This is a genomic window from Ligilactobacillus apodemi DSM 16634 = JCM 16172, from assembly GCF_001434405.1.
Taxonomy (GTDB): domain Bacteria; phylum Bacillota; class Bacilli; order Lactobacillales; family Lactobacillaceae; genus Ligilactobacillus; species Ligilactobacillus apodemi.
Map to the genome: position 1 here is coordinate 17,966 of NZ_AZFT01000040.1, position 25,467 is coordinate 43,432.

23 protein-coding genes and 5 tRNA genes are annotated in these 25,467 nt (G+C 40.4%); 6 read left to right on the forward strand and 22 right to left on the reverse strand.

Going from position 1 to position 25,467, the window contains the following annotated elements; genetic code table 11:
* Window positions 1-4: 4 nt before the first annotated feature.
* Together radA and FC32_RS03180 are read right to left on the reverse strand one after the other, a co-directional pair.
* Complete coding sequence (gene radA, locus FC32_RS03175; protein WP_025087725.1) at window positions 5-1,375, reverse strand: DNA repair protein RadA; 1,371 nt, start codon at window positions 1,373-1,375, stop codon at window positions 5-7.
* 88 nt (window positions 1,376-1,463) lie between these two features.
* Window positions 1,464-2,000, reverse strand: coding sequence for a dCTP deaminase/dUTPase family protein (locus FC32_RS03180; protein ID WP_025087726.1), 537 nt, complete (start codon window positions 1,998-2,000; stop codon window positions 1,464-1,466).
* A gap of 134 nt (window positions 2,001-2,134) precedes the next feature.
* On the opposite strand from FC32_RS03180, the gene FC32_RS03185 reads away from it, so the two are divergent.
* The 3 genes from FC32_RS03185 (at window position 2,135) to FC32_RS03195 (ending at window position 4,663) form a co-directional block, all read left to right on the forward strand.
* Complete coding sequence (locus tag FC32_RS03185; protein WP_025087727.1) at window positions 2,135-2,422, forward strand: GNAT family N-acetyltransferase; 288 nt, start codon at window positions 2,135-2,137, stop codon at window positions 2,420-2,422.
* A 32-nt stretch (window positions 2,423-2,454) separates the two neighbouring features.
* A complete protein-coding gene (gene rpiA, locus FC32_RS03190; RefSeq protein WP_025087728.1) occupies window positions 2,455-3,141 on the forward strand; it encodes a ribose-5-phosphate isomerase RpiA in 687 nt (228 codons plus the stop codon).
* A 187-nt stretch (window positions 3,142-3,328) separates the two neighbouring features.
* Window positions 3,329-4,663, forward strand: coding sequence for a C1 family peptidase (locus tag FC32_RS03195; protein ID WP_025087729.1), 1,335 nt, complete (start codon window positions 3,329-3,331; stop codon window positions 4,661-4,663).
* Window positions 4,664-4,721: 58 nt separating this feature from the next.
* Here the strand turns inward: FC32_RS03195 and FC32_RS03200 are convergent, their stop codons facing one another.
* From FC32_RS03200 to FC32_RS03210, 3 genes are all read right to left on the reverse strand, one after another.
* The gene (locus tag FC32_RS03200; protein WP_025087730.1) at window positions 4,722-5,393 is read right to left on the reverse strand and encodes a 2,3-bisphosphoglycerate-dependent phosphoglycerate mutase; all 672 of its coding nucleotides are present in this window, start codon (window positions 5,391-5,393) and stop codon (window positions 4,722-4,724) included.
* 121 nt (window positions 5,394-5,514) lie between these two features.
* Complete coding sequence (locus FC32_RS03205) at window positions 5,515-6,690, reverse strand: C40 family peptidase (protein ID WP_025087731.1); 1,176 nt, start codon at window positions 6,688-6,690, stop codon at window positions 5,515-5,517.
* Between the two features lie 174 nt (window positions 6,691-6,864).
* The gene (locus FC32_RS03210; protein ID WP_025087732.1) at window positions 6,865-8,232 is read right to left on the reverse strand and encodes a threonine/serine exporter family protein; all 1,368 of its coding nucleotides are present in this window, start codon (window positions 8,230-8,232) and stop codon (window positions 6,865-6,867) included.
* A gap of 231 nt (window positions 8,233-8,463) precedes the next feature.
* On the opposite strand from FC32_RS03210, the gene FC32_RS03215 reads away from it, so the two are divergent.
* Complete coding sequence (locus FC32_RS03215) at window positions 8,464-9,699, forward strand: LCP family glycopolymer transferase (RefSeq protein ID WP_025087733.1); 1,236 nt, start codon at window positions 8,464-8,466, stop codon at window positions 9,697-9,699.
* A 118-nt stretch (window positions 9,700-9,817) separates the two neighbouring features.
* Here the strand turns inward: FC32_RS03215 and FC32_RS03220 are convergent, their stop codons facing one another.
* The 7 genes from FC32_RS03220 to FC32_RS03250 form a co-directional block, all read right to left on the reverse strand.
* Window positions 9,818-10,159, reverse strand: a complete 342-nt coding sequence (locus FC32_RS03220; RefSeq protein WP_155891494.1) for a hypothetical protein — start codon at window positions 10,157-10,159, stop codon at window positions 9,818-9,820.
* A 391-nt stretch (window positions 10,160-10,550) separates the two neighbouring features.
* Complete coding sequence (locus FC32_RS03225; RefSeq protein ID WP_025087735.1) at window positions 10,551-10,856, reverse strand: hypothetical protein; 306 nt, start codon at window positions 10,854-10,856, stop codon at window positions 10,551-10,553.
* 1 nt (window position 10,857) lies between these two features.
* Window positions 10,858-11,079, reverse strand: a complete 222-nt coding sequence (locus tag FC32_RS03230; protein WP_155891495.1) for a helix-turn-helix transcriptional regulator — start codon at window positions 11,077-11,079, stop codon at window positions 10,858-10,860.
* A gap of 119 nt (window positions 11,080-11,198) precedes the next feature.
* Window positions 11,199-12,182: a beta-ketoacyl-ACP synthase III gene (locus FC32_RS03235; protein WP_025087736.1), complete on the reverse strand. Its 984-nt coding sequence runs from the start codon at window positions 12,180-12,182 to the stop codon at window positions 11,199-11,201.
* 111 nt (window positions 12,183-12,293) lie between these two features.
* Window positions 12,294-12,379, reverse strand: a tRNA-Leu gene (locus FC32_RS03240).
* Window positions 12,380-12,427: 48 nt separating this feature from the next.
* The gene (locus FC32_RS03245) at window positions 12,428-12,874 is read right to left on the reverse strand and encodes a SprT family protein (protein WP_025087737.1); all 447 of its coding nucleotides are present in this window, start codon (window positions 12,872-12,874) and stop codon (window positions 12,428-12,430) included.
* The gene (locus FC32_RS03250; RefSeq protein WP_025087738.1) at window positions 12,867-15,053 is read right to left on the reverse strand and encodes a Tex family protein; all 2,187 of its coding nucleotides are present in this window, start codon (window positions 15,051-15,053) and stop codon (window positions 12,867-12,869) included. Before FC32_RS03250 ends, FC32_RS03245 begins: the two co-directional genes overlap by 8 nt.
* A 127-nt stretch (window positions 15,054-15,180) precedes the next feature.
* On the opposite strand from FC32_RS03250, the gene recQ reads away from it, so the two are divergent.
* Entirely contained in the window at window positions 15,181-16,956 is a 1,776-nt protein-coding gene (gene recQ / locus FC32_RS03255) for a DNA helicase RecQ (RefSeq protein ID WP_025087739.1), read from the forward strand.
* Between the two features lie 22 nt (window positions 16,957-16,978).
* On the opposite strand, the gene nadE is transcribed toward recQ, so the two are convergent.
* Window positions 16,979-17,806 (reverse strand): ammonia-dependent NAD(+) synthetase, encoded by an 828-nt coding sequence (gene nadE, locus FC32_RS03260; RefSeq protein ID WP_025087740.1) that lies wholly within the window; start codon window positions 17,804-17,806, stop codon window positions 16,979-16,981.
* 13 nt (window positions 17,807-17,819) lie between these two features.
* Window positions 17,820-19,289, reverse strand: coding sequence for a nicotinate phosphoribosyltransferase (locus FC32_RS03265; protein ID WP_025087741.1), 1,470 nt, complete (start codon window positions 19,287-19,289; stop codon window positions 17,820-17,822).
* A 146-nt stretch (window positions 19,290-19,435) separates the two neighbouring features.
* On the opposite strand from FC32_RS03265, the gene FC32_RS03270 reads away from it, so the two are divergent.
* Window positions 19,436-20,170: a WecB/TagA/CpsF family glycosyltransferase gene (locus FC32_RS03270; RefSeq protein ID WP_025087742.1), complete on the forward strand. Its 735-nt coding sequence runs from the start codon at window positions 19,436-19,438 to the stop codon at window positions 20,168-20,170.
* A 56-nt stretch (window positions 20,171-20,226) separates the two neighbouring features.
* On the opposite strand, the gene FC32_RS03275 is transcribed toward FC32_RS03270, so the two are convergent.
* From FC32_RS03275 to FC32_RS03310, 8 genes are all read right to left on the reverse strand, one after another.
* Window positions 20,227-20,925 carry a GntR family transcriptional regulator gene (locus FC32_RS03275; RefSeq protein WP_025087743.1) on the reverse strand — a complete coding sequence of 233 codons (699 nt, stop codon included), beginning with the start codon at window positions 20,923-20,925 and terminating at the stop codon, window positions 20,227-20,229.
* A 28-nt stretch (window positions 20,926-20,953) separates the two neighbouring features.
* A complete protein-coding gene (nagA, locus tag FC32_RS03280) occupies window positions 20,954-22,099 on the reverse strand; it encodes an N-acetylglucosamine-6-phosphate deacetylase (RefSeq protein ID WP_025087744.1) in 1,146 nt (381 codons plus the stop codon).
* A gap of 77 nt (window positions 22,100-22,176) precedes the next feature.
* A complete protein-coding gene (gene proC, locus FC32_RS03285) occupies window positions 22,177-22,980 on the reverse strand; it encodes a pyrroline-5-carboxylate reductase (RefSeq protein ID WP_025087745.1) in 804 nt (267 codons plus the stop codon).
* Window positions 22,981-23,048: 68 nt separating this feature from the next.
* Window positions 23,049-23,120 (reverse strand) — tRNA-Gln (locus FC32_RS03290).
* A 3-nt stretch (window positions 23,121-23,123) separates the two neighbouring features.
* Window positions 23,124-23,209, reverse strand: a tRNA-Tyr gene (locus FC32_RS03295).
* Between the two features lie 199 nt (window positions 23,210-23,408).
* Complete coding sequence (locus FC32_RS03300; RefSeq protein WP_056957259.1) at window positions 23,409-24,878, reverse strand: peptide MFS transporter; 1,470 nt, start codon at window positions 24,876-24,878, stop codon at window positions 23,409-23,411.
* A gap of 357 nt (window positions 24,879-25,235) precedes the next feature.
* A tRNA-Thr gene (locus tag FC32_RS03305) sits at window positions 25,236-25,308 on the reverse strand.
* Window positions 25,309-25,317: 9 nt separating this feature from the next.
* Window positions 25,318-25,389, reverse strand: a tRNA-Glu gene (locus tag FC32_RS03310).
* Window positions 25,390-25,467: the final 78 nt, after the last annotated feature.

Consider the following 25,467-nt stretch of genomic DNA (forward strand, 5'->3'; position numbering starts at 1 on the left):
TTGACTAAAATACTTGACGTAAAGCTTCACTTAAAGTTTTTACGCCAACAACTTCAATATTTTTTGGGAACTCGAAACCGGCTAAATTATTTTGAGGCACAAAAACCCGTTTAAATCCTAATTTAGCAGCTTCGGCAACCCGTTGATCGATCCGCGTTACTCGTCTGATTTCTCCAGTCAACCCTAACTCACCAATGAAACAATCATCAGGCGCAGTTTGTTGATCACGGTAACTTGAAACGATACTCATCGCGATTGCTAAATCGATTGCGGGTTCATCTAATTTAACCCCACCAGCAGCTTTTAAGTAAGCATCTTGATTTTGTAATAATAAACCGGCGCGTTTCTCAAGTACTGCCATGATCAACGAAACTCGGTTATGATCAAGCCCTGTAGTTGTTCGTTTAGCATTACCAAAGGCTGTTGGCGTAACTAAAGCTTGGATCTCGGCTAAAATTGGTCGCGTTCCTTCTAACGAAACGACCACTGCTGAACCAGTCGCACCATTCAATCGTTCCTCTAAAAAGATCTCAGATGGATTAGGTACTTCGACTAACCCACCATCACGCATTTCAAAGACACCGATCTCATTAGTCGAACCAAATCGATTTTTTACGGCCCGTAAGATCCGGTAGCTACGGTGCATATCACCTTCAAAGTAAAGTACGGTATCGACCATATGCTCTAAGATCTTTGGCCCAGCGATCGCCCCGCCTTTAGTCACGTGACCAACGATAAAGATCGTGATCCCATTAGTTTTAGCAACTTGCATCAAAGCGGCAGTCACTTCCCTGATCTGTGCCACACTGCCGACTGCCGAAGTGATCTCAGGCATCTGCATGGTTTGGACCGAATCGATCACGACATAGTCTGGTTTTAAATCTTCAATATTTTGTAAAATACTCCCCATATCGGTCTCGGGGTAAAGATAAAACTCACTACCTGAGACATCTAAGCGATCGGCTCGGAGCTTGATCTGGCTAGCACTCTCTTCACCAGAAACATAAAGTAATTTCCCGCCTTGATCGGATAAGCTCCCAGAAACTTGTAAAAGTAACGTTGATTTCCCGATCCCAGGATCACCACCGATCAAGACCATTGAGCCAGGAACGACCCCACCACCTAAAACGCGATTTAACTCACCATTTTTAGTGTCAACGCGGGGTGTTTTTGAAACTGTGACTGTGTCGATCTTTTGTGGCGTCGTTTTTGCCCCTGAGATGGCTACTCTGGGCGACGCCTTTAGCGTAACACTTTTTTGTTCAACTTCTTCAACTAACGTATTCCATTCACTACAGTTGGGGCAACGTCCTAAATAGCGTGGCGAAACATAACCACAATTTTGACAAACAAATTTAGTCTTAACCTTTGCCACTTATTTTTCCCCCTTCTAACACCACTTTATTAAGAGTATAGTATAACTGAATTTTATAACAAAATTTTATAAGATATACTTAAATTGCTTAACGTCCCGATGAACCAAAGCCACCTGTCCGCGTTGAAAGAGGTGTTTTTTCATCATCAGCTAAAAGATATGGTAAAAAGATCCCTTGACCTAAGCGTTCACCTTTTTTAATGACTTTATCAGTCAAACCAAAGTTCACTAATTGGAAAAAGATCTCACCTTCATTATTTTCATTATCATAATAGTCAGCATCAACGATCCCGACCCCGTTTGGCAAGATCAAGCCGTGTTTTAGGGGGTTACTGGAACGATTAGCCAACATTAAAAATTCTTCTGGTTGCATATAAGCCTTGATCCCAGTAGGAACTAAGTAAGGCTTTAAAACTTTATTGGCAGCGGTCAAGTCTTCTTGTGTGTACTGTTTTTGCTTACGTAAAGTCCGTAAGATCTTTAAGAAATCACGTTTCCAAATACTAGGTAAGACAAAATCTTTAGCTGCACAAAAATCATAACCCGCTGCATTTTGTGTCGCGCGTACAGGTAATGTAAGACCTTCATTTTCATATTTTGAGACTATTTTAAATCCACGTTTCATTCTCAAACTCCATTCATTTTAGTAGTTGTCAGTACCTATATATGATACCATTAAATTTGAGGACAAACAGCATTTCGCATGATTTTAACGGAATGTTTTTTGTCACGATCATTTAATTTTTTGGGGGGATTTGCATGAATTTCATTTGGCAAGATGACCAATTGATCTATCAAAATGAACAACAAGAGATGCTAGGAAATATCGGCTTTAAAATGATCAACCAAGATCAAACTTATGTGATCGAACGCACTTGGGTCGCTGAAGCTGCTCGTGGTCAAGGTCTAGCTGAAAAAATGACGATTTTTTTCTTAGACCATGCTAAAGCCGAACACAAAAATATTTTACCGTTATGTTCTTATACGCAAAAATATTTTGCATCCCATCCAGAACTCGAAAATTTATTATTTAAACAAACTAAATAATCATTTGTTATTGTGAAAGGATCAAAGTTAAGATGAATCAAAATGAGTTGAAACGCCTTGTTGGTGAAAAATCAGTTGAATGGATCAAAGATGGCATGATCGTTGGGCTTGGAACTGGCTCTACTGTACGTTACATGGTCGATGCACTAGGACGCAGAGTCGTTGAAGAAGGCCTAAAGATCACTGGGGTAACTACTTCAAATGCTACCGCTAAGCAAGCGACTGAATTAAACATCCCGCTACGTTCCGTTGATGAAGTAGATCATATCGACCTCGTGATCGATGGTGCCGATGAGATCTCGCGTGATTTCCAAGGGATCAAGGGTGGCGGTGCTGCGTTACTCTTTGAAAAGATCGTTGCTGTCAACTCAAAGAAAGTTTTATGGATCGTGGATGAAAGTAAAATGGTCGATAAACTCGGCGCATTTCCACTTCCCGTTGAAGTTATTCCTTATGGTAGCCAAAAATTATTTGAACGCTTTGAAGCTAAAGGACTTAATCCAACTTTCCGTAAAAAAGAAGATGGTAGCCTACTTTTAACGGATTCAGACAATTACATTATTGACCTTCATCTCGGACAAATCGATGACCCACATTCCTTAGCCGATTACTTAGACAAACAAGTCGGGGTCGTCGAACATGGACTTTTCTTAGACATGGTCAACGATGTGATCGTGGGACAACAACTCGGGCCGGTTGTCTTACACGCACGTGATTAATAATTTAACTAAAGAAGTCTGCTCAAAGTAGCAAGGCTTCTTTTTTATCACAAATAACTTTTCTATTTTATCACTATAACCTAATTTTTAGCTTTATATATTTAATAATTATGACTAAATTCGTTGTTTACTTCAACTAAAAAGTGGAATACACTATTAATAGTTCATTAAAGGAGGATGATTTTCAGTGACTAAAGAAATCAGCACTGCTCAACTCAAAAACTTCAAAAAATTACTTGAAAAACGCAACAATCATCGCGTATTAGAACGGACTGTGACCCAAAATGGAATCCTTGCTTCTAGCCGTGATTATCGGGCTGAAATTAAGGCAACGCCAGTTTTTTCGATCGATATTGATACTGGTAAAGTTGCTAACCAAAAACAATCCGGGCGCTGCTGGATGTTTGCTGCCTTAAATACGCTACGCCATGACTTGCGTGGACGCTATGGCTTAGCCGATGATTTCGAATTATCTCAAAATTACACCTTCTTTTGGGACAAACTAGAAAAAGCAAATTATTTTTATGAAAACATTTTAAAAACTGCAAGTTTCCCTACTTCTGATCGTAAAGTTGCTTGGCTGTTAGCTACTCCACAACAAGACGGTGGACAATGGGATATGATCATGGGCTTGATCGAAAAATATGGGGTCGTACCTAAGAGTGCCATGCCTGAAACCCATAACTCTTCAGCCTCACGTGAATTTAACGATGTTTTGAACCTTAAATTACGTAAAGATGCAGTTGAATTGCGAGAATTAGTAGCCAACGGTGCTACTAGCGAAGAAATCGCAGCCCGCAAAGAAAAAATGCTCGCTGAAGTTTATCGGATGGCTGCTTACAGCTTTGGTGAACCACCAGCAACTTTTGATTTTGAATACCGCGACAAGGATAATAACTACCACCTTGACCGTGATTTAACACCAAAAGAATTTTTCGACAAATATCTTGGTTGGAATACTAAAGATTATGTTTCGATCATCAATGGGCCAACCGATGACAAACCATTTAACCACATGTATACCGTTGACATGTTAGGTAATGTTGTTGGCGGGCGTGAAGTGCGTCACTTAAACGTTGACATGGATACCTTCAAAAAGCTTGCGATCAAACAACTTGAAGCAAACGAAAGTGTTTGGTTTGGCTGTGATGTTGGTCAATCTTCTGACCGCAAACAAGGTATCATGGACACCGATCTTTATCACCGCGATCAACTCTTTGATGTTGACCTTTCAATGTCCAAGGGTGAACGCCTTGACTACGGCGAAAGCTTGATGACTCACGCTATGGTCTTAACTGGGGTCGATCTAGTTGATGGGCAACCTAAGAAATGGAAAGTTGAAAATTCTTGGGGCGACAAAGTTGGTACTAAAGGATTCTTTGTGATGACAGATGACTGGATGGAAGAATATTGTTACCAAATCGTGGTCAACAAAAACTTCTTGCCTGATGACTTAAAAGCGATCCTAGACGAAGAACCTAAAGTCTTAGCCCCTTGGGATCCAATGGGTTCACTTGCTTAAGATATATACATTCTAAAAAATAAGCTTTGGCTAACAACATTTGGCCAAAGCTTATTTTTTATAGTATCGTTTTAGAAATAATCTGTAATTTTTCATCTAATTCATATACGATCGGTGCGGCGTTAGCAACTTCTACGCCATCAATCCCTTCATCCGAAATTGCCTCTAAATATTTGACCAAAGCTCGTAAAGTACTACCGTGTGCCACGACCAACTGATTTTTGCCACGCAACAATTCAGGCGCAATGTGATCTACCCAGTAAGGAATGATGCGCTTGGAAGCCATTTTCAAACTTTCCGCTTTAGGGACGATGCTGGCTGGATATCTTTGGTAGCGTCGCTCTTTTGGTCGTTCTTTTAACAATGGTGGCACAGCATCATACGAACGGCGCCATAAAGCGACCTGCTTTTCACCATAGAGCTTGCGGGTAACATCTTTATTTAATCCACGCAAAGCTCCATAATGTCGCTCATTTAAGCGCCAGGTCTTTGTCAGCGGTAAGTATGCTTGATCAAGCTCTGAAATGATCAAATCAGCAGTTTTGATCGCTCTTTTGAGCACCGAAGTATGCACATGGGCAAATGAAATATCTGTCCCACTTAATTTGCGCCCTGCCAGCTTAGCTTCCGCAATACCCTTCTCTGTCAGTGGCGAGTCTGACCAGCCAGTGTAGACATTTTCTTGATTAGCTAAACTTTGTCCATGTCTGACTAATACTAGTTTTACCATCCTGTGATCCCTTCTACCCTCTAATTACTACTCATTACATCTATCATAACTAAAAAAGAAACGTTCGGGAAGTCCCAAACGTCTCTTTAGTTTTCGTGAAAAGTTTAAGTTGTTTTAAATCTTAGTTCAAACGAACGGCAAATGATGGACGGAAGCTAGAAACGCTACCGATCTTAACATTTTCACCTGGTTGTGGTGCGTGCACGAAGCTACCGCCACCTAAAGCAATCGCAACATGGTATGTGCTGCCACGTGAACCCCAGAAGTATAAGTCACCTGGTTGTGCTTCTTCAACTGAAATTTGTGTACCAGCGTATTCTTGGCCAGTAGTTGCACGTGGCAAACTCTTACCAAATTGAGCATAAACATATTGAACTAAACCTGAGCAGTCAAAACCAGCTGGTGTGGAACCACCCCAAACATATGGTACACCGATAAATGATTGTGCGTAAGCTGTCACACTACCGTAGTTTGAAGCGGGAACTGCTGTTTGCGTAGTAGAAGAAGCTGATGATGTTGCAGCTGTAGCAGTTGTTGTTGCTGTTGTAGTAACTGTTTGTGTGCTTTCACTTGAGCTACTTGCACCTGCTGTTTGCGTATCATTTGTAGTTGAAACTGATTCAGCAGCTTCATTAGCTGTAGCCAAAGCCTTTTGGGCAGCTTCGGCATCTTTAGCTTCTTTTACTTGCTTAGCAGCTTCTTCAGCTTTCTTTTGAGCTTCTTCCGCAGCCTTCTTAGCTGCTTCATCTTCACTTGCCTTTTGGGCTGCTAATTGAGTACGTTGCACCGCTAAGTCAGCCATATCGTTTTGTAATTGTTTGTTAGTTGTTTCTTGGTCTGCTGCTGCTTTATCAACAGCTTTCTTAGCTGCAGCAACTTTTTCTTGGTCTGCTTTTTGATCAGCTAAAGTTTGGTTGTTAGCTCGGATCAGTGTAGCAACTGTAACTGTACGACCAATTGCATCAGACAAGCTGTTGGAATTGGTAATAAATTCAAGCATTGAACCTGTATCGTTCAATTGAGCTGCGCGTGCTTGCTTAGCTAATTGCTTTGAACGAGCATCAATATTTTTTTGCAATTTTTGGATCTCAGTTGATTTTTCATATTGTTGCGCTTGTAATTTAGCTAATTCTTTTTGACCTTCGTCTACTTTTGATTCTGTTGTTTGGATCTTTGTGTTGATCGCATCAAGCTTTTGTTGGGTCGTATCGTCTGCGTGAGCGACTACGTTAACGCCCGCAAATGTTACCGCTGTAGCAACGGCTAAGATTGTCTTTGTAAAACTAAAACTTTTCACTGGTTTTTTACCTCATTAATTTCCTTATTATTACTTAAACCATTTTACCATGTTATTAAGGCTGTGCTATTACAGTACATTTACAAATTTCGTTCAAACTGCGACTAATATTACAATTATATTTCATAAAAAAGATGACTTTACCTTTTTTAAGTAAAAGTCATCTTATTTGTCTTAATTATTATACCGCCACCGAGGGTCAGTTAAGATCCGGGCAACGATCAAACCAAGTGGTAATGCCAAGACGATCAACGTTGCTTGGGTCAGCCAATATGCACCAACACTAATCGAATTTAACCCAATATTATAAGCTGCCCGATACATGTACAGTCCGGGGACCATGATCACGATCGACGGCACGGTCAAAGCAATGCGTGGATAACCGTTCCAATGCCCTAGAAGTGAAGCCAACAATCCAGCTAGCAAGGCGCCAATAAACGCCGCTGCTGCCGGGGGCATCGTAGTCAAACCAACCAATTCAAGGCGCAAAGTATTAGCGAGCGCACCGATCACCCCCGCTGTTGCAGCTAAGCGCGGTGAACTATTAAACATCATCGAAAAGCCAAAGACCCCACAAAAACTTGCTGGTAACCGCAAAAGCAATAATTGACTTGCGCTAAGTTTTAGGGCGACAAAATCGCCTGGTTTAAAGTTGATAGTCATGGCAATGATCCACCCGACTAAAGTTGCTACCACAATGATCGTTACCGCATGCACCATCCGTTCGATCCCAGAACGCATATCAAGTTTTGCAATGTCTAAACCACTTGTAATGAAAGGAAAACCTGGAATCACAAAAAGCATCGCCCCGATATAACCAGCCTCGTGTCGTCCCGAAACGGCAAACATCGCTTCTAAGAGACGAAATGAGAGCATATACATTAAACATGCAACCGTTACGCTAACAATAATTCCCGCAAAAAGCGTGATGTGTTTTTTATTCATGCTAGCCCGGATAAAATTTCCGACCCCAGCACCAATAAATGCACAAAACATCTCGATCAAACCGCCACCAAGCAAAAAGACAAAGGCGCCACACGCTACAGCTGAAGCTAATCCTAAAAGTGCTGGTGGATACAGCCCTGATTTTTTTTCGATCTTATCTAACAAATAATGAATATCGGCTAAAGTCATCTTTTGACCATAGCGCTCAAATTCGTTAACAAACCATTCAAGATCGGTCAATTTGCTCGTATTGACACCTGATGTTGGTAAAGACATGGTTTGCGTGTAACTTTGATCAAATTCTACACAAGTATATTCGATCGAAACTAACCCCACATCAGCGGCACATGTCAATCCCAACACGCGTGCAATACTGTTCATTGAATGGCGGACACGCCAAGCACCCGTCCCACAGGCAAGCATTAATAGTCCTACTCGACCAACGATAACCGCCCGTTCTTTTAGACTTGCATTTAATGCCAATTCATCGCGTGAATCCCCTAAAAATTCATCCCAATGAATCGCCATATGATGTTTTCTCGATAGAGGCGCACGCTTTTTTGGATGTCCCTTACTCAAGCTACCTTGCTTTTTCATTTACTATTTAACACCCCATCTTCTTAAATAAAAATTACCAAAAAATACTTTGATCAATATGTAACATCACGATTATAGCACATTGTTTCAAGCTTAATTTATTTTTTCAAGGAAAACTGTGCTTGTGTTAATTCTTAATTTAAGTTAAAATTCAGTTTTAGCACTTAAAATTTTAGATTAAGCGTGTATAATTCATGGAAGAAGCAAAAATTAAGGAGTTTTGTACATAATATGAATAATGAAAATAATCCCCGTTCGCGTAGAGGTAAGAGTCATTCACATGCTAAGTCACGTGATCCCCGCTTACGCAAACGCATTTGCTTAGGTTTATTAGTGCTTACTTTGTTCTCCTTTTTTGGAGTGGGAGCATATCTCTATAATATTTTAAACTCCGCCAAAAGCACACTCAGCAAAACTTACTCGAGTTCTAAAGTTACTAAAAGCCGAAATGTTTCTTCGGTCTTGAAAAAAAATCAACCGATCTCAATTTTACTTTTAGGGACTGATACAGGTGACTTAGGGCGAAGCGATACTGGTCGGACTGACACGATCATCGTTGCCACGATCAACCCTTCGACTAAAACGACAACGTTAACTAGTTTACCGCGTGATACAAAGGTTACTGTGCCTGGCTCGGAAAATGCTTATGATAAATTGAACTCAGCTTATACGATCGGTGGGGTCTCAACTGCGATCAAGACCGTCCAAAATACATTGGATATTCCGATCGACTTTTATGTTTTAGTCAACATGCGTGGTTTAAAACAACTCGTTAACGCTGTTGGCGGAATCACAATTACCCCAACTTTGACCTTTGAATATGGTGACGTTAGTGTAACTAAGGGTAAGACCGTGACCTTAAACGGTAAACAAGCTCTTTCTTATGCTCGGATGCGTTATGACGATCCACTTGGTGACTACGGACGCCAAAAACGGCAACGCCAAGTTATCACGGCAATCGCTAATAAAGCTCTTTCCGCTTCAGGGATCAGCAATTACCAAAAGATCTTCAAGACTTTAGGCTCAAACATGCAAACTGACTTAACTTATGACGACATCATTACTTTAGTGACAAACTATAAAGATGCCGCTCAAAACATTAAATCTTATACCTTACAAGGTCAAGATGCTACGATCGATGGCCTTTCTTACCAAGTTGCTTCTGCTGCTGAAAAGAAACGGATCTCTAACAAGATCAGAAAACAACTTGGACTTAAAAATACTACTAAGACCTTTGAGGACTCAGATAGCAGTTCTTCATCTGATGATGATTCTTATGGCTCGTATAGCTCAGGTTCGTATGGTTCCTCATCGAAAGGCTCGACTAGTTCAGGTTCAAGTGGATCATATGGTTCTTATGACTCGTACGGTTCATCATCTGGTGGTGGCTCGGGCAATAGCTATGGTAGAACTAGCGACTATGGTGGCAATAGTTACGGCAACGGCTATTCAAACGGATATTATTAATAGCGAAAAGAGTCTGTGACATAAAACTTAATTTAGTAAGAAGGCAACCCGATTTTTGAAAATTCGGGTTGCCTTCTTTTTATTTGTGTTTATCGGATATATATCTAATATTGTTAATCTAAATTAAGTCAGGAACTTCCAAATTTATATCGAATTGTTTCAGAAAAATCTTAAGCATGCCTCTGAAAATATCATTTGATAATTCTGCCGTCTTTGGAACAACCTTTATTAGTTCTGTTCGTATTTCTTTTAGTTTTAAACTCTTTTTATCAGACAGTAAATTTAGACGTAATAGTATTTTATCATGTTCTTCTTGGGTAAAATCAAACTCTAAACAAAAAATATGTGATGAAATAGGTTCAGTGGCTGTATGCCCCATAAGAATTGCTAGGTCAATAATTGAATCTTTCAGAAGCATTTGATTTTCTAATTTTGAAAGTGCGTATTCATTTAAATTCATAATATCCATCTCACCGATTCTCCGATTGCAAGAGCCACCTTAGTAGCAACACTATTGGAAGTCCTAGCATTTTTAACGTTTCTATATACAGAATCATAACCTGCTTTTGCTAGAACTTCACTCCATTTCAGTAAAGCTTTTAGAACATTTACATGGCTCCATAATATCTATCTACTTGATTAGCTACTATTCTAACTGAAATTAATCCAACTGTGTTTATGACAGCCTTTCTATGTTTGTATAGCTTTTTTGTACTTACAAAGTATATTTTGTAACAGAATAATAGTTACATTTGAAATACCCTTTCACAATTATTGTATCCAACATTATTAACAAAAGTAAAATTGTTAATGTTCTTTTTAGCCAATAATTTAAATAACTGGCTTAATATTTAATATTTTTTATATTGATAGATCGAATAACTACCACCAACGATCATTGCAATGTACAACGCACTTAGTATCGTTTGACGATAAAGCAAAACATCATTTGGATTTAACAAAAATAAGAGCAAGATCACGCTACAAAATGCCCCTAAAACTACATTGGTTCCCTTTAGTTCAAGAAACTTGATCCGCTCGTCTCTTTTTCCCATTTTATTACTTAGATACAACATGAGTGCACCTGCTAAGAAGGCTAAACCACCTAAAATACCTTGAGCTAGCGGTGTTGCTAAAAGTTCAATTACCTGTGTCATTTTACTGATCCTCCTTTAGTTGAAAAATATCTTCTACTTTTACCTTAAAAAAACTGGCCAACTTCAATGCTACTGGCAATGAAGGGATATACTTGCTCTTTTCGATCGAATTGATTGTTTGTCTAGACACACCGATCAGCTCACCTAGCTTCTCTTGTGATAATTTTGCCAACACCCGATATTCATACAATTTATTTACTACAACGTCTTTGTTACTTGTCATCATCAACACTCCCACCATAATAGTAAAGCTAGTTTTTCTATTTGTCAAGCAAACTTTACATTGACAGACTAAAAAAATGCACCCAAATCTCGGTTAGAAATTCGAGTGCGCTCGGTAATTTAAGCAAAATTACTTAGATCTAATAAAATACTACCGTAAGCTAACCCGGCGCCAAAGCCAGTTAAGAGCACTTTTTGTGGGCGTTTGCCTTGTTGTAAAGCTTTAGCTAAACATAATGGAATTCCCGCTGAGGACGTATTACCAACTTCATCAACATCGATCATAAATTTATCCATCCCTAAACCTAGATGAGCTGCAATTTTTTCGATCAGTCGTAAGTTAGCTTGATGAGTGATCACAAGATCTAGTTCAGTTGGTTTGATTTCATTTTCAGCTAAAAATTGGTCAATATGCGCCGTCACTTCATCAGTCACAAAATTATAAACTGCACGACCATCTTGGTAAAATGCGTCTAATTTAGGGTAATTTGTTGCTTTGACTTCGCTTAAAGGCACAACCCGACCACTGTGGATCACTTCTGCGTTGCCAAGTGTACAAAGTTTTTCAGCCAAAAAGGCATCTTTGGCTGAGTCAGCGTTTGCTTCAATGATCACACCGGCAGCTCCATCCCCAAAAAAGACCGTTGAAGTCCGGTCGGTAAAATCCATCATCTTAGAATTGGTTTCCGCACTGATCACCATGGCACGGCGATAAGCACCACTGCTGATAAATTTATGCGCCGTCGCTAGCGCAAAAATAAACCCCGCACAAGCAGCCGACAAATCGTAAGCAAACGCATCAGTTGCGCCAATATTACGTTGAACGATCGCTGCTGTTGCTGGTGTAAGCGCATCGGGTGTGATCGTAGAAACAATGATCAAATCAAGCTCTGTCGCTTTTAAGTTAGCTTGTTGCAACAGCTTTTCAGCTACTCTAGTGGCCAGATCAGAAGTATTTTCATCAATTGCGTAATGCCTTTGTTTGATTCCAGTATGCGAAACGATCCATTCATCTGATGTTTCTAAAAATTGGCTCAATTCTTCGTTAGTTACAATTCTGTTTGGCAAATAACCTGCACTTGCAATAAACTTAACAGCTGTCATTTTATTGACCTCTTTTCCAGTTGATTCTGATATCTTTACTATATCAAAAAGTGAATTTTTTCACTAAAAATAAAAAAAGAGCTGCGAATAATTCACAGCCCTTTTATTCGATGCGGGTAAATGGATTCGAACCATCACGAGCTCAATTGCTCACCAGATCCTTAGTCTGACGCGTCTGCCAATTCCGCCATACCCGCGACAACAGAGTTAATTATAGCAGACATATTTAAAGCACGCAACTACTTTTATAAATTTTTTTCGACAAAAACCAATTTCCCGCGACACCGCCCACAAACAAATTTCTGCAAATTTATCCGACGCTGGCGCTGGTACACTGTCTGGCACTTTTCACAGCGATAACAGTACTTTGCCCTTTTTTGACTAGCCGGAGCAAAACGTAAGCCACCGACTTGTGCTAGGAGCGCTTTAAACTCACGATCGCGGTGCCGATATCCCCGACCAGTAAGATGCAAATGATAATGGCATAATTCATGTTTGATCGTCCCAATCAAGGTCTCTAACCCATGTTCGGTCAGCATCTTTTGGTTTAGTTCAATATCATGACTAGCTAACAAATAGCGCCCGCCCGTTGTCTTTAAGCGATTATTAAAATAAGCACGGTGCGTAAACGGATGCCCAAAAAATTCCTGGGAAATTTGTTCAACTAGTGCTTGTAACTGTTCATTACTCATCATTTTCTTTTACAGGTAACATACTCAATTGGATCCGTGTTCGTTTAAGATCAACGTCTAACACATACACATCCACAATATCACCAACCGCTACAACTTGGCTGGGGTGTTTGATATATTTATTACTCATCTGTGAAATATGCACTAAACCATCTTGTTTGACACCAATGTCGACAAAGGCGCCAAAGTCCACGACATTACGGACAGTTCCTTGAAGTTTCATCCCTTTTTTCAAGTCTTCTAAGTGCAAGACATCAGCTTTTAAAAGTGGCGCTGGCATTGAATCACGTAGCGTTTTACCCGGTTTTTGTAAGCTTGCCACAATATCTTGAACCGTTTCTAGCCCAGCATTTTCCCGCAAAGCAAACTCCTTAGCATTAAAATCAGCTAACTTGACCTCAGCTTGTGGAGTACCGATTTCATCTTGGGTGATCCCCACTTCGGCTAAGATCTTAGTTGCTAACGGATAACTTTCAGGGTGGATATCGGTATTATCAAAGACATTTTTGCCGTCAATGATCCGCAAAAAGCCCGCTGCTTGTTCATAAGCCTTTTGTCCTAGACGCGCAACTTTTTTCAACTGCGTCCGCGAAATAAAGCGCCCATTTTCATCCCGATAAGCCACAATATTTTTAGCGGTCGTTTTATTTAACCCGGAAATATGTTCTAGTAAAGCCGGACTAGCCGTATTTAAATTCACCCCGGCTTGGTTTACTCCAGTTTCAATGACGGTCAAAAGTGTTTCATCGAGTTCTTTTTCAGGTAGGTCGTGTTGGTATTGGCCGACCCCGATCGCTTTAGGGTCGATCTTGATCAATTCTGCCAAAGGATCTTGCAGGCGCCGAGCAATACTTATCGCTGAACGTTCTTCAACATTAAAATCAGGGAATTCATCACGGGCTGCTTGACTGGCCGAATAAACCGAGGCCCCAGCTTCATTAACAATTACATAGTAAGTCTTTTGTGTTAATTCACCTAAGATCTCAGCTACAAAGCTCTCAGATTCACGGCTAGCAGTCCCATTACCGATCGCGATCATTTCAACATGATACTTCTCGATCAACGCCAAAAGTGTTTCTTTGGCTTGTTTACGCTTAGCCGGATCAGGCTTTTTGCCCTTTGCTTTTTCGTGAGGATAAATTACTGCTTTAGCTAAAAATTTTCCCGTAGGATCAACGACAGCTAATTTACAGCCCGTCCGAAACGCTGGATCTAACCCTAAAACAGTCTTACCTTTTAATGGTGCTTGCATTAAGAGATGATATAAATTATCCCCAAAAACGTTGATCGCACTTTGCACGGCCCGATTGGTCAATTCTTTACGGATCTCGCGTTCGATCGCTGGTTTGATGAAACGCTTGTAAGCATCTTTATACGCCGCTTCAACGTAACTTTCACTAGGGCTTTGTTTTTGCCCGATGATCCGCATATGAAAATAGCGCAAGACATAATCATCATCCAGTTCAAGTTTCACCCGTAAGATCTTTTCTTTTTCGCCTCGATCAAGCGCTAAAATGCGGTGGTCTAAAATATTTTTGACCGGTTCGCTAAAATCATAGTAATCTTGATAGATTCCTTTTTCATCAAGCGTTTCATCCTTAACTTTAGCGGTGATCTTGCCTTTTGTTTGAGCTTGTTTTCTGACCCAATCACGCAAGCTGGCATTTTCGCCAAAAGCTTCAGCTAAGATCTCATGTGCCCCAGTCAAAGCCTCTTCACTGGTCATGACTTCCTTAGCAGGATCAACATATTTGTTTGCCTCCGCGACCACATCTTGGGCACCAAAAGCTAGTAAAAACTTGGCTAAGCCTTCAAGACCCCGCTTTTTGGCCACTTGCGCCTTAGTTTGACGTTTTTGTTTGAAAGGTAGATAAATATCTTCTAATTGTTGCAAAGTTTGGGCTTGAGCGATCATTTGCTTTAATTTAGCCGTTAGTTTACCTTGTTCGGCAATTTTTTCACTCACATCATGGCGCCTTTTTTCTAGTTTTTCTACTTGTTGATAAGTTTCAGCGATCGTGCGCAATTGTACTTCATCTAAACTTCCAGTCGCTTCTTTACGATAACGTGCAATAAACGGAATCGTATTGCCTTCATCTAAGAGCGTTAACGCTTGAGCGATCTGTTTGGACCGATACGGTAATTGTTTTTCAACTAATTTTAAATATTGTTCTTCCACACTCGGTGCCTTCCTTCTCTAATCTTTTACCTCTATTTTAGAGATTTTTTTGTCGTGGGACAAGTTTGCGCTTCAAGACATAAACCGCTAAGATAAATATTGTAAAAAAGAAAGGCGGCGACTTAGTGTGACTCCAACCGAAGCTTTAAATCATTATTTTGGTTATAACACCTTCAAAGTAGGGCAAAAGCAGATCATTGACCTGGTTTTAGCCCAACAAAATACCTTAGCCTTATTGCCTACTGGTGGGGGAAAATCTTTATGTTACCAAATTCCCGCCTTATTAGCTCCAGACTTGACCCTCGTGATCTCTCCGTTGATCTCGCTGATGAAAGATCAAGTCGATAGTTTGCAACAAAATGGGATCAAAGCGGCTTATCTCAATAGTTCACAAGATCTTGCGACAACTAACGCTGTGTTAGCCAAAGCACGTAACCATGAATTAAAACTGCTCTACATTGCTCCGGAACGCTTAGAAAATCAATTTTTCTTAGAGCTTTTACAAACGCTCCGGGTCTCTTTAGTGGCGGTCGATGAAGCCCACTGCATTTCTCAGTGGGGCCATGATTTTCGCCCTAGTTATTTAAAATTACCCGAATTATTGCAAAACCTCACCACTTCACCGACTGTCATTGCTTTGACTGCGACTGCCACGCCTCAAGTTGCCCATGATATTAAGCAATTATTACACATTCCCCTTGAAAACGAGGTCAAAACAAGCTTTGCGCGTCCTAATTTGAGCTTTAAATTGGTCAAAGGTAGTGATTTTGAGCATTATTTATTGACCTATTTACAACAAAATCCCCATGATTCGGGGATCATTTACGCTTCGACCCGTAAGAAAGTCGAACAACTAGGAGCTTTATTAACTAAAATGGGTATCAAAGCTGGAATCTATCATGCTGGGCTTTCCGAAGAGGTGCGTAAACAAAAACAAGAAGACTTTCTTTACGATCGAACCCCTGTTATGGTGGCGACAAATGCCTTTGGAATGGGGATCGATAAAAGTAATGTGCGCTTTGTCATCCACGCCCAAGTTCCTGGTAGTCTGGAAGCTTACTATCAAGAAGCTGGGCGGGCCGGGCGCGATGGACTAGAAAGTGAAGCTATTTTATTTTATAAGGATGCTGATTTGCAGATCCAACGTTTCTTTATCGACAATTCATCCGCCGATGAAGCGCACCGCGAACACGATTACCAAAAATTACAAGCACTAACTCGCTATGCTAATACTGAAGAATGCCTTCAGCGCTTTTTAGTCCAATACTTTGGTCAAGACTGTGCTGCTTGTGGGCATTGTACGAACTGTACTGATACCCGTGAAAAACAAGATATCACTAAAGAAGCTCAAATGATCTTATCTTGTGTTATCCGCGTCCGCAGTAATTTTGGCAAAAAGATCGTCGCCCAAGTTTTAGCGGGCTCTAAAGCTAAACGGATCTTAGAATTAGAATTTGATCAACTCTCAACTTATGGGATCATGCGTCAAAAAACAAAAGAGATCGAAACTACGATCGACTTTTTGACCGCCAGTGGTTATTTAACGACAAGTAGTGGACAATTTCCAACGCTTCACGTCACCACTAAGGGCTATGATGTACTTCGAGGCAACGCTTCTGTCTATGCTCGGAGTGAAAAAGTTACGAAAAAAGAACAAACCGTTACCGACAGTGGTTTATTTGAACATTTACGCAAATTACGGCGTCAACTGGCTGAAGCTCAACATGTGCCACCATTTGTGATTTTTTCTGATCAATCACTCCACGATATGTGCGTGCTCTTACCCCAAAATGAGTTCGAATTTCTCGAAGTCAAAGGTGTAGGCCACAGCAAGTTAGAAAAATATGGTCAAATCTTTTTAGACGAGATCAAAGAATACGAAAAAAATAAGGAAGATATCTAAAAATGGATACCTTCCTTATTTTTTATTTCCAAAATGTATCGTAAACCGTAATCGGTAAATGACGTTTATGTTGCGTCTTCATAAACCAATTTTCGATCTTTTCAGCGGCATCTGTGCGGACTTCGCGCCCTTCAAGGTAATCATCGATGTCATCATAGGTCACGCCTAAAGCCACTTCATCTGGTAAGGCTGGGCGATCTTCTTCAAGATCCGCAGTTGGTGTCTTTTCGTAGAGATGTTTTGGTGCATCCAATACGGCTAACATTTTGCGTCCTTGGCGTTTGTTTAAGCGCCATAGTGGCATAATATCAGCACCACCATCACCAAACTTAGTATAAAAGCCCGTGATTGCTTCAGCAGCATGGTCAGTTCCAACAACTGCCCCGGAATTTGCGCCCGCGATCGCATATTGTGCGATCATGCGTTGGCGCGCTTTAATGTTACCTTTATTAAAATCACTCACAGTCACACCATTTTCACTTACTGCTTGAACCATTGCATCGGAGGCGGGCTTGATATTAACACGCGCAGTTTGATCAGCTTGTATAAAAGCGATCGCATCCATCGCATCTTGTTCGTCAGCTTGTTCTCCGTATGGCAAACGTACCGCAATAAATTGGTAAGTGTCATCACCGGTTTCGGTGCGTAACTCACTGATTGCCATTTGGCACAATTTACCACATAATGTTGAGTCTTGGCCTCCCGAAATTCCGAGCACAAGGGTCTTTAAAAATGGATGCTTGCGCAAATAGCTCTTAATAAAATCGACTGAGCGTCTGATTTCTGCTGTTGGATCGATTTCTGGTTGTACTTTAAGTTCTGCAATAATTTCTTGTTGTAATTTTCGCATACTTTTGACCTTCTTATTTTTCAAGTTTTTGCGTGATGCTTTCACGCACTTCTTTAATGATCTTCATCTTATTATCGTAACATTTTTGTGACAGATCGACTGGGTAATCTTGTGGATTTAAGTCCCGTTTATATTCTTCCCACAAACTATCTAAGTGGGTTTTCGAATATTCCTTGATCTCAGCTAGACTAGGCAAATCATACACTTGTTTTCCTTTATCAAAAATATCCACTAATAAAGGCCGTGCCTCAAAATCGGTCACATTTTTATTGATATAGGTGTATTGTGGATGGAACATATAAAGTGTGTCACTTGTCCGCGGGTCTTCATCGGCGATCGTAATGTAGTCACCTTCTGATTTACCATCGGCTTTTTTAGTGATCCGCCAAACTTGCTTACGCCCTGGCGTGGAAACTTTTTCTGCGTTACTTGAGATCTTGATCGTATCTTCTAAGACCCCATCTTCATTTTCAATCGCTACCATTTTGTAAACCGCGCCCAATGCTGGCTGGTCATAAGCCGTGATCAACTTCGTCCCGACACCCCAAACATCGATCTTAGCGCCTTGCATCTTCAAGTTAGTGATCGTTTTTTCATCTAAATCATTTGAAGCATAAATCTTAGCTTCAGTAAAGCCTGCTTCATCTAATTGTTCGCGGACACGCTTAGAAATATAAGCCATATCCCCGGAATCGATCCGGACACCTAAGAAATTGATCTGGTCACCCATTTCCTTAGCGACCCGAATCGCATTAGGAACACCTGAACGTAAAGTATCATAAGTATCAACTAAAAAGACGCAATCTTTATGCGTTGAAGCATAAGCCTTAAAGGCATCGTAATCGTTGCGATAAGCTTGCACTAAGGCATGTGCATGCGTCCCGCTCGCTGGGATCCCAAAGATCTTAGCTGCACGGACGTTACTTGTGGCATCAAAACCACCAATATAAGCTGCTCTTGTGCCCCATAAAGCTGCATCAAATTCTTGCGCACGACGCGTTCCAAATTCAAGCAAGGCATCATCCCCACACGCTGAACGAACTCGAGCTGCCTTAGTGGCGATCAACGTTTGATAATTTACAATATTTAAAAGTGCCGTTTCGATCAATTGGCAATCGACTAAAGGACCTTCAACTTGGATCAAAGGTTCATTATTAAAGACAACTTCACCTTCAACCGTTGAACGAAGTGTTGCCGTAAATTTGAAATTACGCAAATACTCAATAAAATCAGCTGGATAGCCCCCAACTTCTTTTAAATATGCGAGATCAGTTTCGGTAAACTTAAGATTATTGATATAATCAACGATTCGTTCTAAACCTGCAAAGATCGCATACCCATTTTGAAACGGCAGCGTCCGAAAATAAACTTCAAAAATTGCTTTACGATCTGCCAATCCTTGGCGCCAATATGTCTGCATCATATTGATCTGATAAGCATCTGTGTGCAATGTATAACTGTCGTCTGGATATAATTTAACCATTTCATTCCTCTTCATCGGTCAATTATTTTTTCCGAAAAAAGCTTCCGAACTTGACCATATGCGTATAATTTTATCACGTTTACGCCAAAACACCAATTAACTGATATAATAAGAAAAAATAGTTTGAAATTAAAAAGAGGCCTGTTATGCAAAAAAAATTTGAAACCGTTAATGTCTTGGGGCTTGATTTTATCAAAGCAACTCAAGCACAATTTTTATCCCAACTCACCCAAGATTCATTAGCACATAAAAATCGCTTCGTTGTCACCGCTAATCCTGAGATCGTTTTGGCGGCTAAAGACGACCCTAAATACGCGCAAACCCTAGCAACCGCAGATTATATCACTGCCGATGGGATCGGGATCATTAAAGGGGCTAAAATCTTAGGCGAACCCTTACCGGAGCGCGTGACTGGCTATGACACTATGGAGGCTTTGATCGCCTGGGCGGCTAAAAACGATAAAAGTATCTTCTTTTTAGGGGCTAAGCCAGAAGTTTTACAAAAGGTCCTAACTAAAGCTAAAGAAAAGTACCCAACCTTAAAAATCGCAGGCAGTTGTGATGGTTATTTTAAAGACGAAAATAAAGTGGCGCAGTTGATCAAAGAGGCTCACCCTGATTTTGTCTTTGCTGCTTTGGGCTTTCCCAAACAAGAATTTTTCATCGCTAAACACCGCGAGCTTACCCCCGCAATTTGGATGGGTGTCGGCGGTAGCTTTGATGTTTTTTCTGGTATGACCAAACGTGCACCTAAGTGGTGGATCGACCATCATCTTGAGTGGGGCTACCGTTTAGTCAAAGAACCATCCCGCTTTATCCGCATGTTGGCTTTACCCAAATATTTATTGCTCGTCTATCGCAAAAAGTTTTTTAATAAATAATTATCGGCCACTAAAAATGCCCAGTCCTACTAAACCATAGTACTGAGCATTTTTTATTATTTTTCTAAATAAAATTCAAATCTTTCGCCCGCATATTGCGTCCGCACATATTCAAAGGGCCGACCATCACCTAACCGCGTGATCTGACGCAAGCGTAAAATCGCAGCTCCGCGTTTTAGTTCCAAATATTCGGCGATTTTTTCCGAAGCTAACATTGAACTGACCGTCTGTTGCGCATGGCCAATTTTGAGCCCATGTTCTTCTAACGTACGATATAACGAACTTGTGATCTGTTTACGATTATAGTGCTTGATCAATTCATACGGTACCGTAGCAACTTCAAAACAGATCGGCACATCATCAGCGTACCGGATCCGTTCCATTCGTAAGACCTTTTCCCCTGCTTTAAGGGCAAGATGCTCACTTTCACTGATCGAAGCTGACGTTACTAAATACGAGACCGTCTTACTTGAAGGCGTCTTGCCTTGAGCTTCCGTCAATTCGGTAAAACTTGTGACCCCAGACATTTTTTCTTGCACCTTTTTACGTGCCACAAATGTCCCTGAACCAATTTGACGTTCCAAGATCCCTTCATCGACCAGTGTTTGAATCGCTTGCCGTAAAGTCATCCGACTAACACCAAATTGGAGCGCTAAATCACGCTCAGAAGGGATTCGATCCCCAACTGCCCAACGGTTATCTTCGATTTCTTGTTTGATTTTATTGTGGATTTGGATATAAATGGGTGAGCTCATGCCTATTTTTCCTTCCATAGATTAGTGCCTAGCGCTTATTTTTATTAAAGCACCGTCCGTAACTGTACGTCTCTTCTAATTCAAAGTCACGCCCTAAGACGTTAAAATCAGCATCCTTGCCGACAGCAAGCGTTCCTTTGGTATCTAAGCCAAATTCCTTAGCTTGATTTAATGAAGTCATCTTGATTGCGTCTTCGATCGAGCAACCGGTAAATTTCATAATATTAACAAATGCATCTTGATAATTTAAAACACTGCCAGCTAAATTACCACTTTCAAGGCGAGCTTGTTTATCTTTAACGATAACTTTTTGACCCCCAAGTTCTGATTCACCTTCTGGCATTCCTTTTGCTCGCATTGAATCAGTAACTAATTCGATTCTATCGGGGCCTTTTAACTCATAAGCCAATTTGATCATATCAGGACAAACGTGGAATCCATCGGCGATCAATTCACAGTAAATGTTATCTTCTAGCAAAGCATGACCAGTGACACCTGGTTCACGATGCTTAAATTCACGTTGAGCATTGTAAAGATGCGTTACGTGACTTGCGCGCGAATGCTTCATTTGTTCACGGGTAGCGTTACTATGCCCAACTGAAGGAACGATCCCACGTTCAAGACAGTATTGTTCAAATTCAGGGGAAGTTTCATGTTCAGGAGCATAGGTCACTAACTTGATCATGTTGCCTGATAAGCTATTCCAATGATCAAATAATTTTGTATCTGGTGCTTGAATATATTCTTCTGGTTGTGCTCCCTTAAAGACGGGAGAAACAAATGGGCCTTCCAAGTGAATCCCCTTGATCACAGGATTTTTTGTGGCAGCTTCTTTGATCGCAACCATAGCCTTAGCGATATTTTCTGGGGATTGAGTCATCGTCGTTGGAAAATAAGTTGTGACCCCTTCATAGACCATATCGTTGACCATTTCACTCAATTCTTCAGCGTTGCCATCCATCGCATCAAAATTATAGCCACCATGGCTGTGAACGTCAATAAAGCCAGGAATGATCAATTTTTCAGTAGCATCAATAATTTCTTCATCTTCCGGTAAAACTTGATATTCACTCATTGGTCCAATGGCTTTAATCTGCTCATCAAAACGAATATATGCATCAGAAATCTTCTCTTCTCCAGTATAAACAGTCGCATGCTTGATAACTTTACTCATGGTTTGAACCCGCTTTCTCATATTTTGAATACACTTTAATAGTAATAGGTATAGACCAAAATTACAAGCACTTACACTTAAGCTTTACCTTGATCTTTATTGATCGTTGCATCCATTCCTTTAACTACTGCAGTCATAAAGCCGGCTTCTTCTAAGGCTAAAAGCCCAGCGATCGTCGTTCCACCAGGAGAGCATACATCATCAACGAGTTGCATTGGTGTCTTTTCATCACTTAAAACTTTCTTGGCACTTCCTAAAACGGCTTGCGCTGCGATCTTAGTTGCTTGCTCTTTTTTCAACCCATATTTGACCCCAGCACGGGCCATTGCATCAATAAAGAAATAAACATAAGCTGGGGAACTACCTGCTAACGCTACAAATGTACTAAAGTCACGTTCCGCCATGATCTCTGTCTTACCGATCAATTCAAATAATTGTTGCACAATTTCAAAATGAGCCGGCGTCACTGCTTGATTGGCATGTAAAGCTGTCATAGCTTCAGCGATCTCAGCATTGACATTAGGCATGATTCGCACGATCTCAACTTCATTTTCTGCTAATTCAAGGTGCTCAGCGATCTCAGCTACAGAAACACCAGTTACCATCGAAACAATGACTGGTTTTTGTCGTTTAACTGCTGCTTTGATCTCCGTTAAAACTTCACCTAAAATAATTGGCTTAACTGCTAAAAAAACGTAATCAGCTTGTAAAACTACTTCAGAGTTAGTTTCACAAGTCTTAAGGCCCTTTTCCTTTGCATAAGGTTCATAACTTGTTTTATGTGCACTATGCAAATAAATTTCTGCGTCTAGTTCCTTTGTCTGCCAACCATTGATAATTGCCCGGGCCATATTACCGGCTCCAATAAAACCTAAATTCATCAATTTCACCCACTTTGTTTAAAGTACTAAAAAAGGTCGCGACCGTTAAAGTCGCGACCTATCAGTCATTGGGCTAGCTGGATTCGAACCAGCGCATGACGGTACCAAAAACCGTTGCCTTACCGCTTGGCTATAGCCCAATATGGTGGAAGGGAGTGGATTCGAACCACCGAACCCGAAGGAGCGGATTTACAGTCCGCCGCGTTTAGCCAGACTTCGCTACCCTTCCATATCCATAACTCATATCAGATGACTTAACGCATCCGACTTAATTATAATACCCTGTTACTGGATAAAATGCAACCCTTTTTCGAAACTTTTTTAATAATTTTTTTCTGACATATTTTTATTCTTTTTCCTAATTGTTTTTGACACAAAAAAACTGTAATGCTGAATCATTCAACATTACAGTTAATAAGTAGTAATAACTAATTTACATTTTCCATTAGTTTTTTGATACGTGGTGTTAAGACTAGAAGTAATACACCAAAGACCACAGTTACAATCCCGATCACACCAAAGTAAGTTACTTCGGTACCGTTGTCGTAGAAACGAACGATCTGGGCATTAAATGCTTGAGCCACCGCATCACCTAAGAACCAAATACTCATCATTTGTGCTTGGAATGCACGTGGAGCTAATTTAGTCGTTACAGAAAGACCAATTGGTGAGATCAACATTTCACCTACGATAACAAGAGCCCAACTCATGATCAACCATAATGGACTAACTTTAGCACTTGTACCAAAGAGTAATCCTGGTAACATCATCCATAAGAATGAAGCCCCAGCAAAGAATAACCCATAAGAGAACTTGGCTGGTGAAGATGGTTGCTTCTTACCTAATTTTGTCCAAAGCTTAGCAAAGAATGGCACATACAACATAATGAAGAGTGGATTCATACTTTGGAACCAACTGGATGGGAAGCTAAAGCCAAAGATCGAAAGTCTGGTTTGTTCATTAGCAAATAAAGCTAAGACAACAGAGCCTTGTTCTTCGATCGACCAGAAAAGAACCGAAGCGATAAACAATGGGATATATGCCCAAACACGAGAACGTTCAACTTTATTGATCTTGTTGCTAGATAAGATCTTAACAAAGTAATAAACAGGGATCACCACAGCTACGATCGTCAAAAGATTGATAAAGTTCATGATCGTAAACATGTTGAATAAGTACATTAAAACGATGATCAAGGCAAATAAAACAGTCCAGACTGTTGTTTGTCTGATCAAACGATGCATTTCTTCCGGTTCAAGCGGATCAGTTGGATATAAGCTATCTTTTGAAAGATACTTACGTCCGTCGATCGTATATTGAACTAAACCAAAGAACATCCCAATAGCTGCAAGTGAGAATCCTAAATGGAAGTTAACTTGCTGACCTAACCAACCAACAGTAAGTGGAGCAATAAAGGCCCCCATATTGATACCAAAAACAAAAATACTAAAACCTGCATCACGTCTAGGATCATCGGGTCCATAAAGACCACCGACCATTTCAGAAACGTTTGGTTTGAGCAACCCAGTCCCGATCACGATCAAAGCGATCGAGATAAAGAGTGCCATTCTACCAAATGGAGTTGCTAAGACGATATGCCCTAACATGATCAAAACCCCACCGACAAAAACGGTCTTACGACTACCCCATAAACGGTCACTGACAAAGCCGCCGATCACACTGGATAAATATACGAGTGAACCGTAAATCGACATGATCGAAGCAGCGGTAGTTTTATCAAATCCTAAACCACCTTGAGAAACAGAATAGTACATATAGTAAAGTAAGATAGCACGCATACCATAGTAACTAAATCTTTCCCACATTTCAGTGAAAAAAAGCGTGGATAAACCGCGTGGATGCCCTAAAAATGTGGGCTCCTGTGTTTTATCTGTCATTTATATTCCTCCAAACAGTGCCAAAACACATTCAATTGTTTGTTACAATACATTGAATAATTAATAAGAAAAATGCAATGCATAACACTACTATTATAAGTTTTAAAGAATGAGACGTCAAATTAATATTAAATTATTCTCTTAGTATATAATGATTTATTAATAATTATAACATATTATTCCCATTAAATACTCTTTTATCCAATATTTTTTGTATTAAAACTGGATTAATTGCACATTTTATGTATAAATAGTCATAAAATATTTTTTGATAATTATCTAAAAAATTAATGTTAATATACAAAAAAAGAGCTTTAGGACCTACCTAAAGCTCTTTATCTCACGCATAAAACCTACTGCCGGTTGCAGGATTCGAACCTGTGACCCTCGGTTTACGATACCGATGCTCTACCAACTGAGCTAAACCGGCGAAAAAAGATGACCCGTACGGGATTTGAACCCATGTTACCGCCGTGAAAGGGCGGTGTCTTAACCACTTGACCAACGGGCCATGATTTTTGTTTAAATCAAAAAACTCCGGCAGGCGGACTCGAACCGTCGACAGCCTGATTAACAGTCAGGTGCTCTA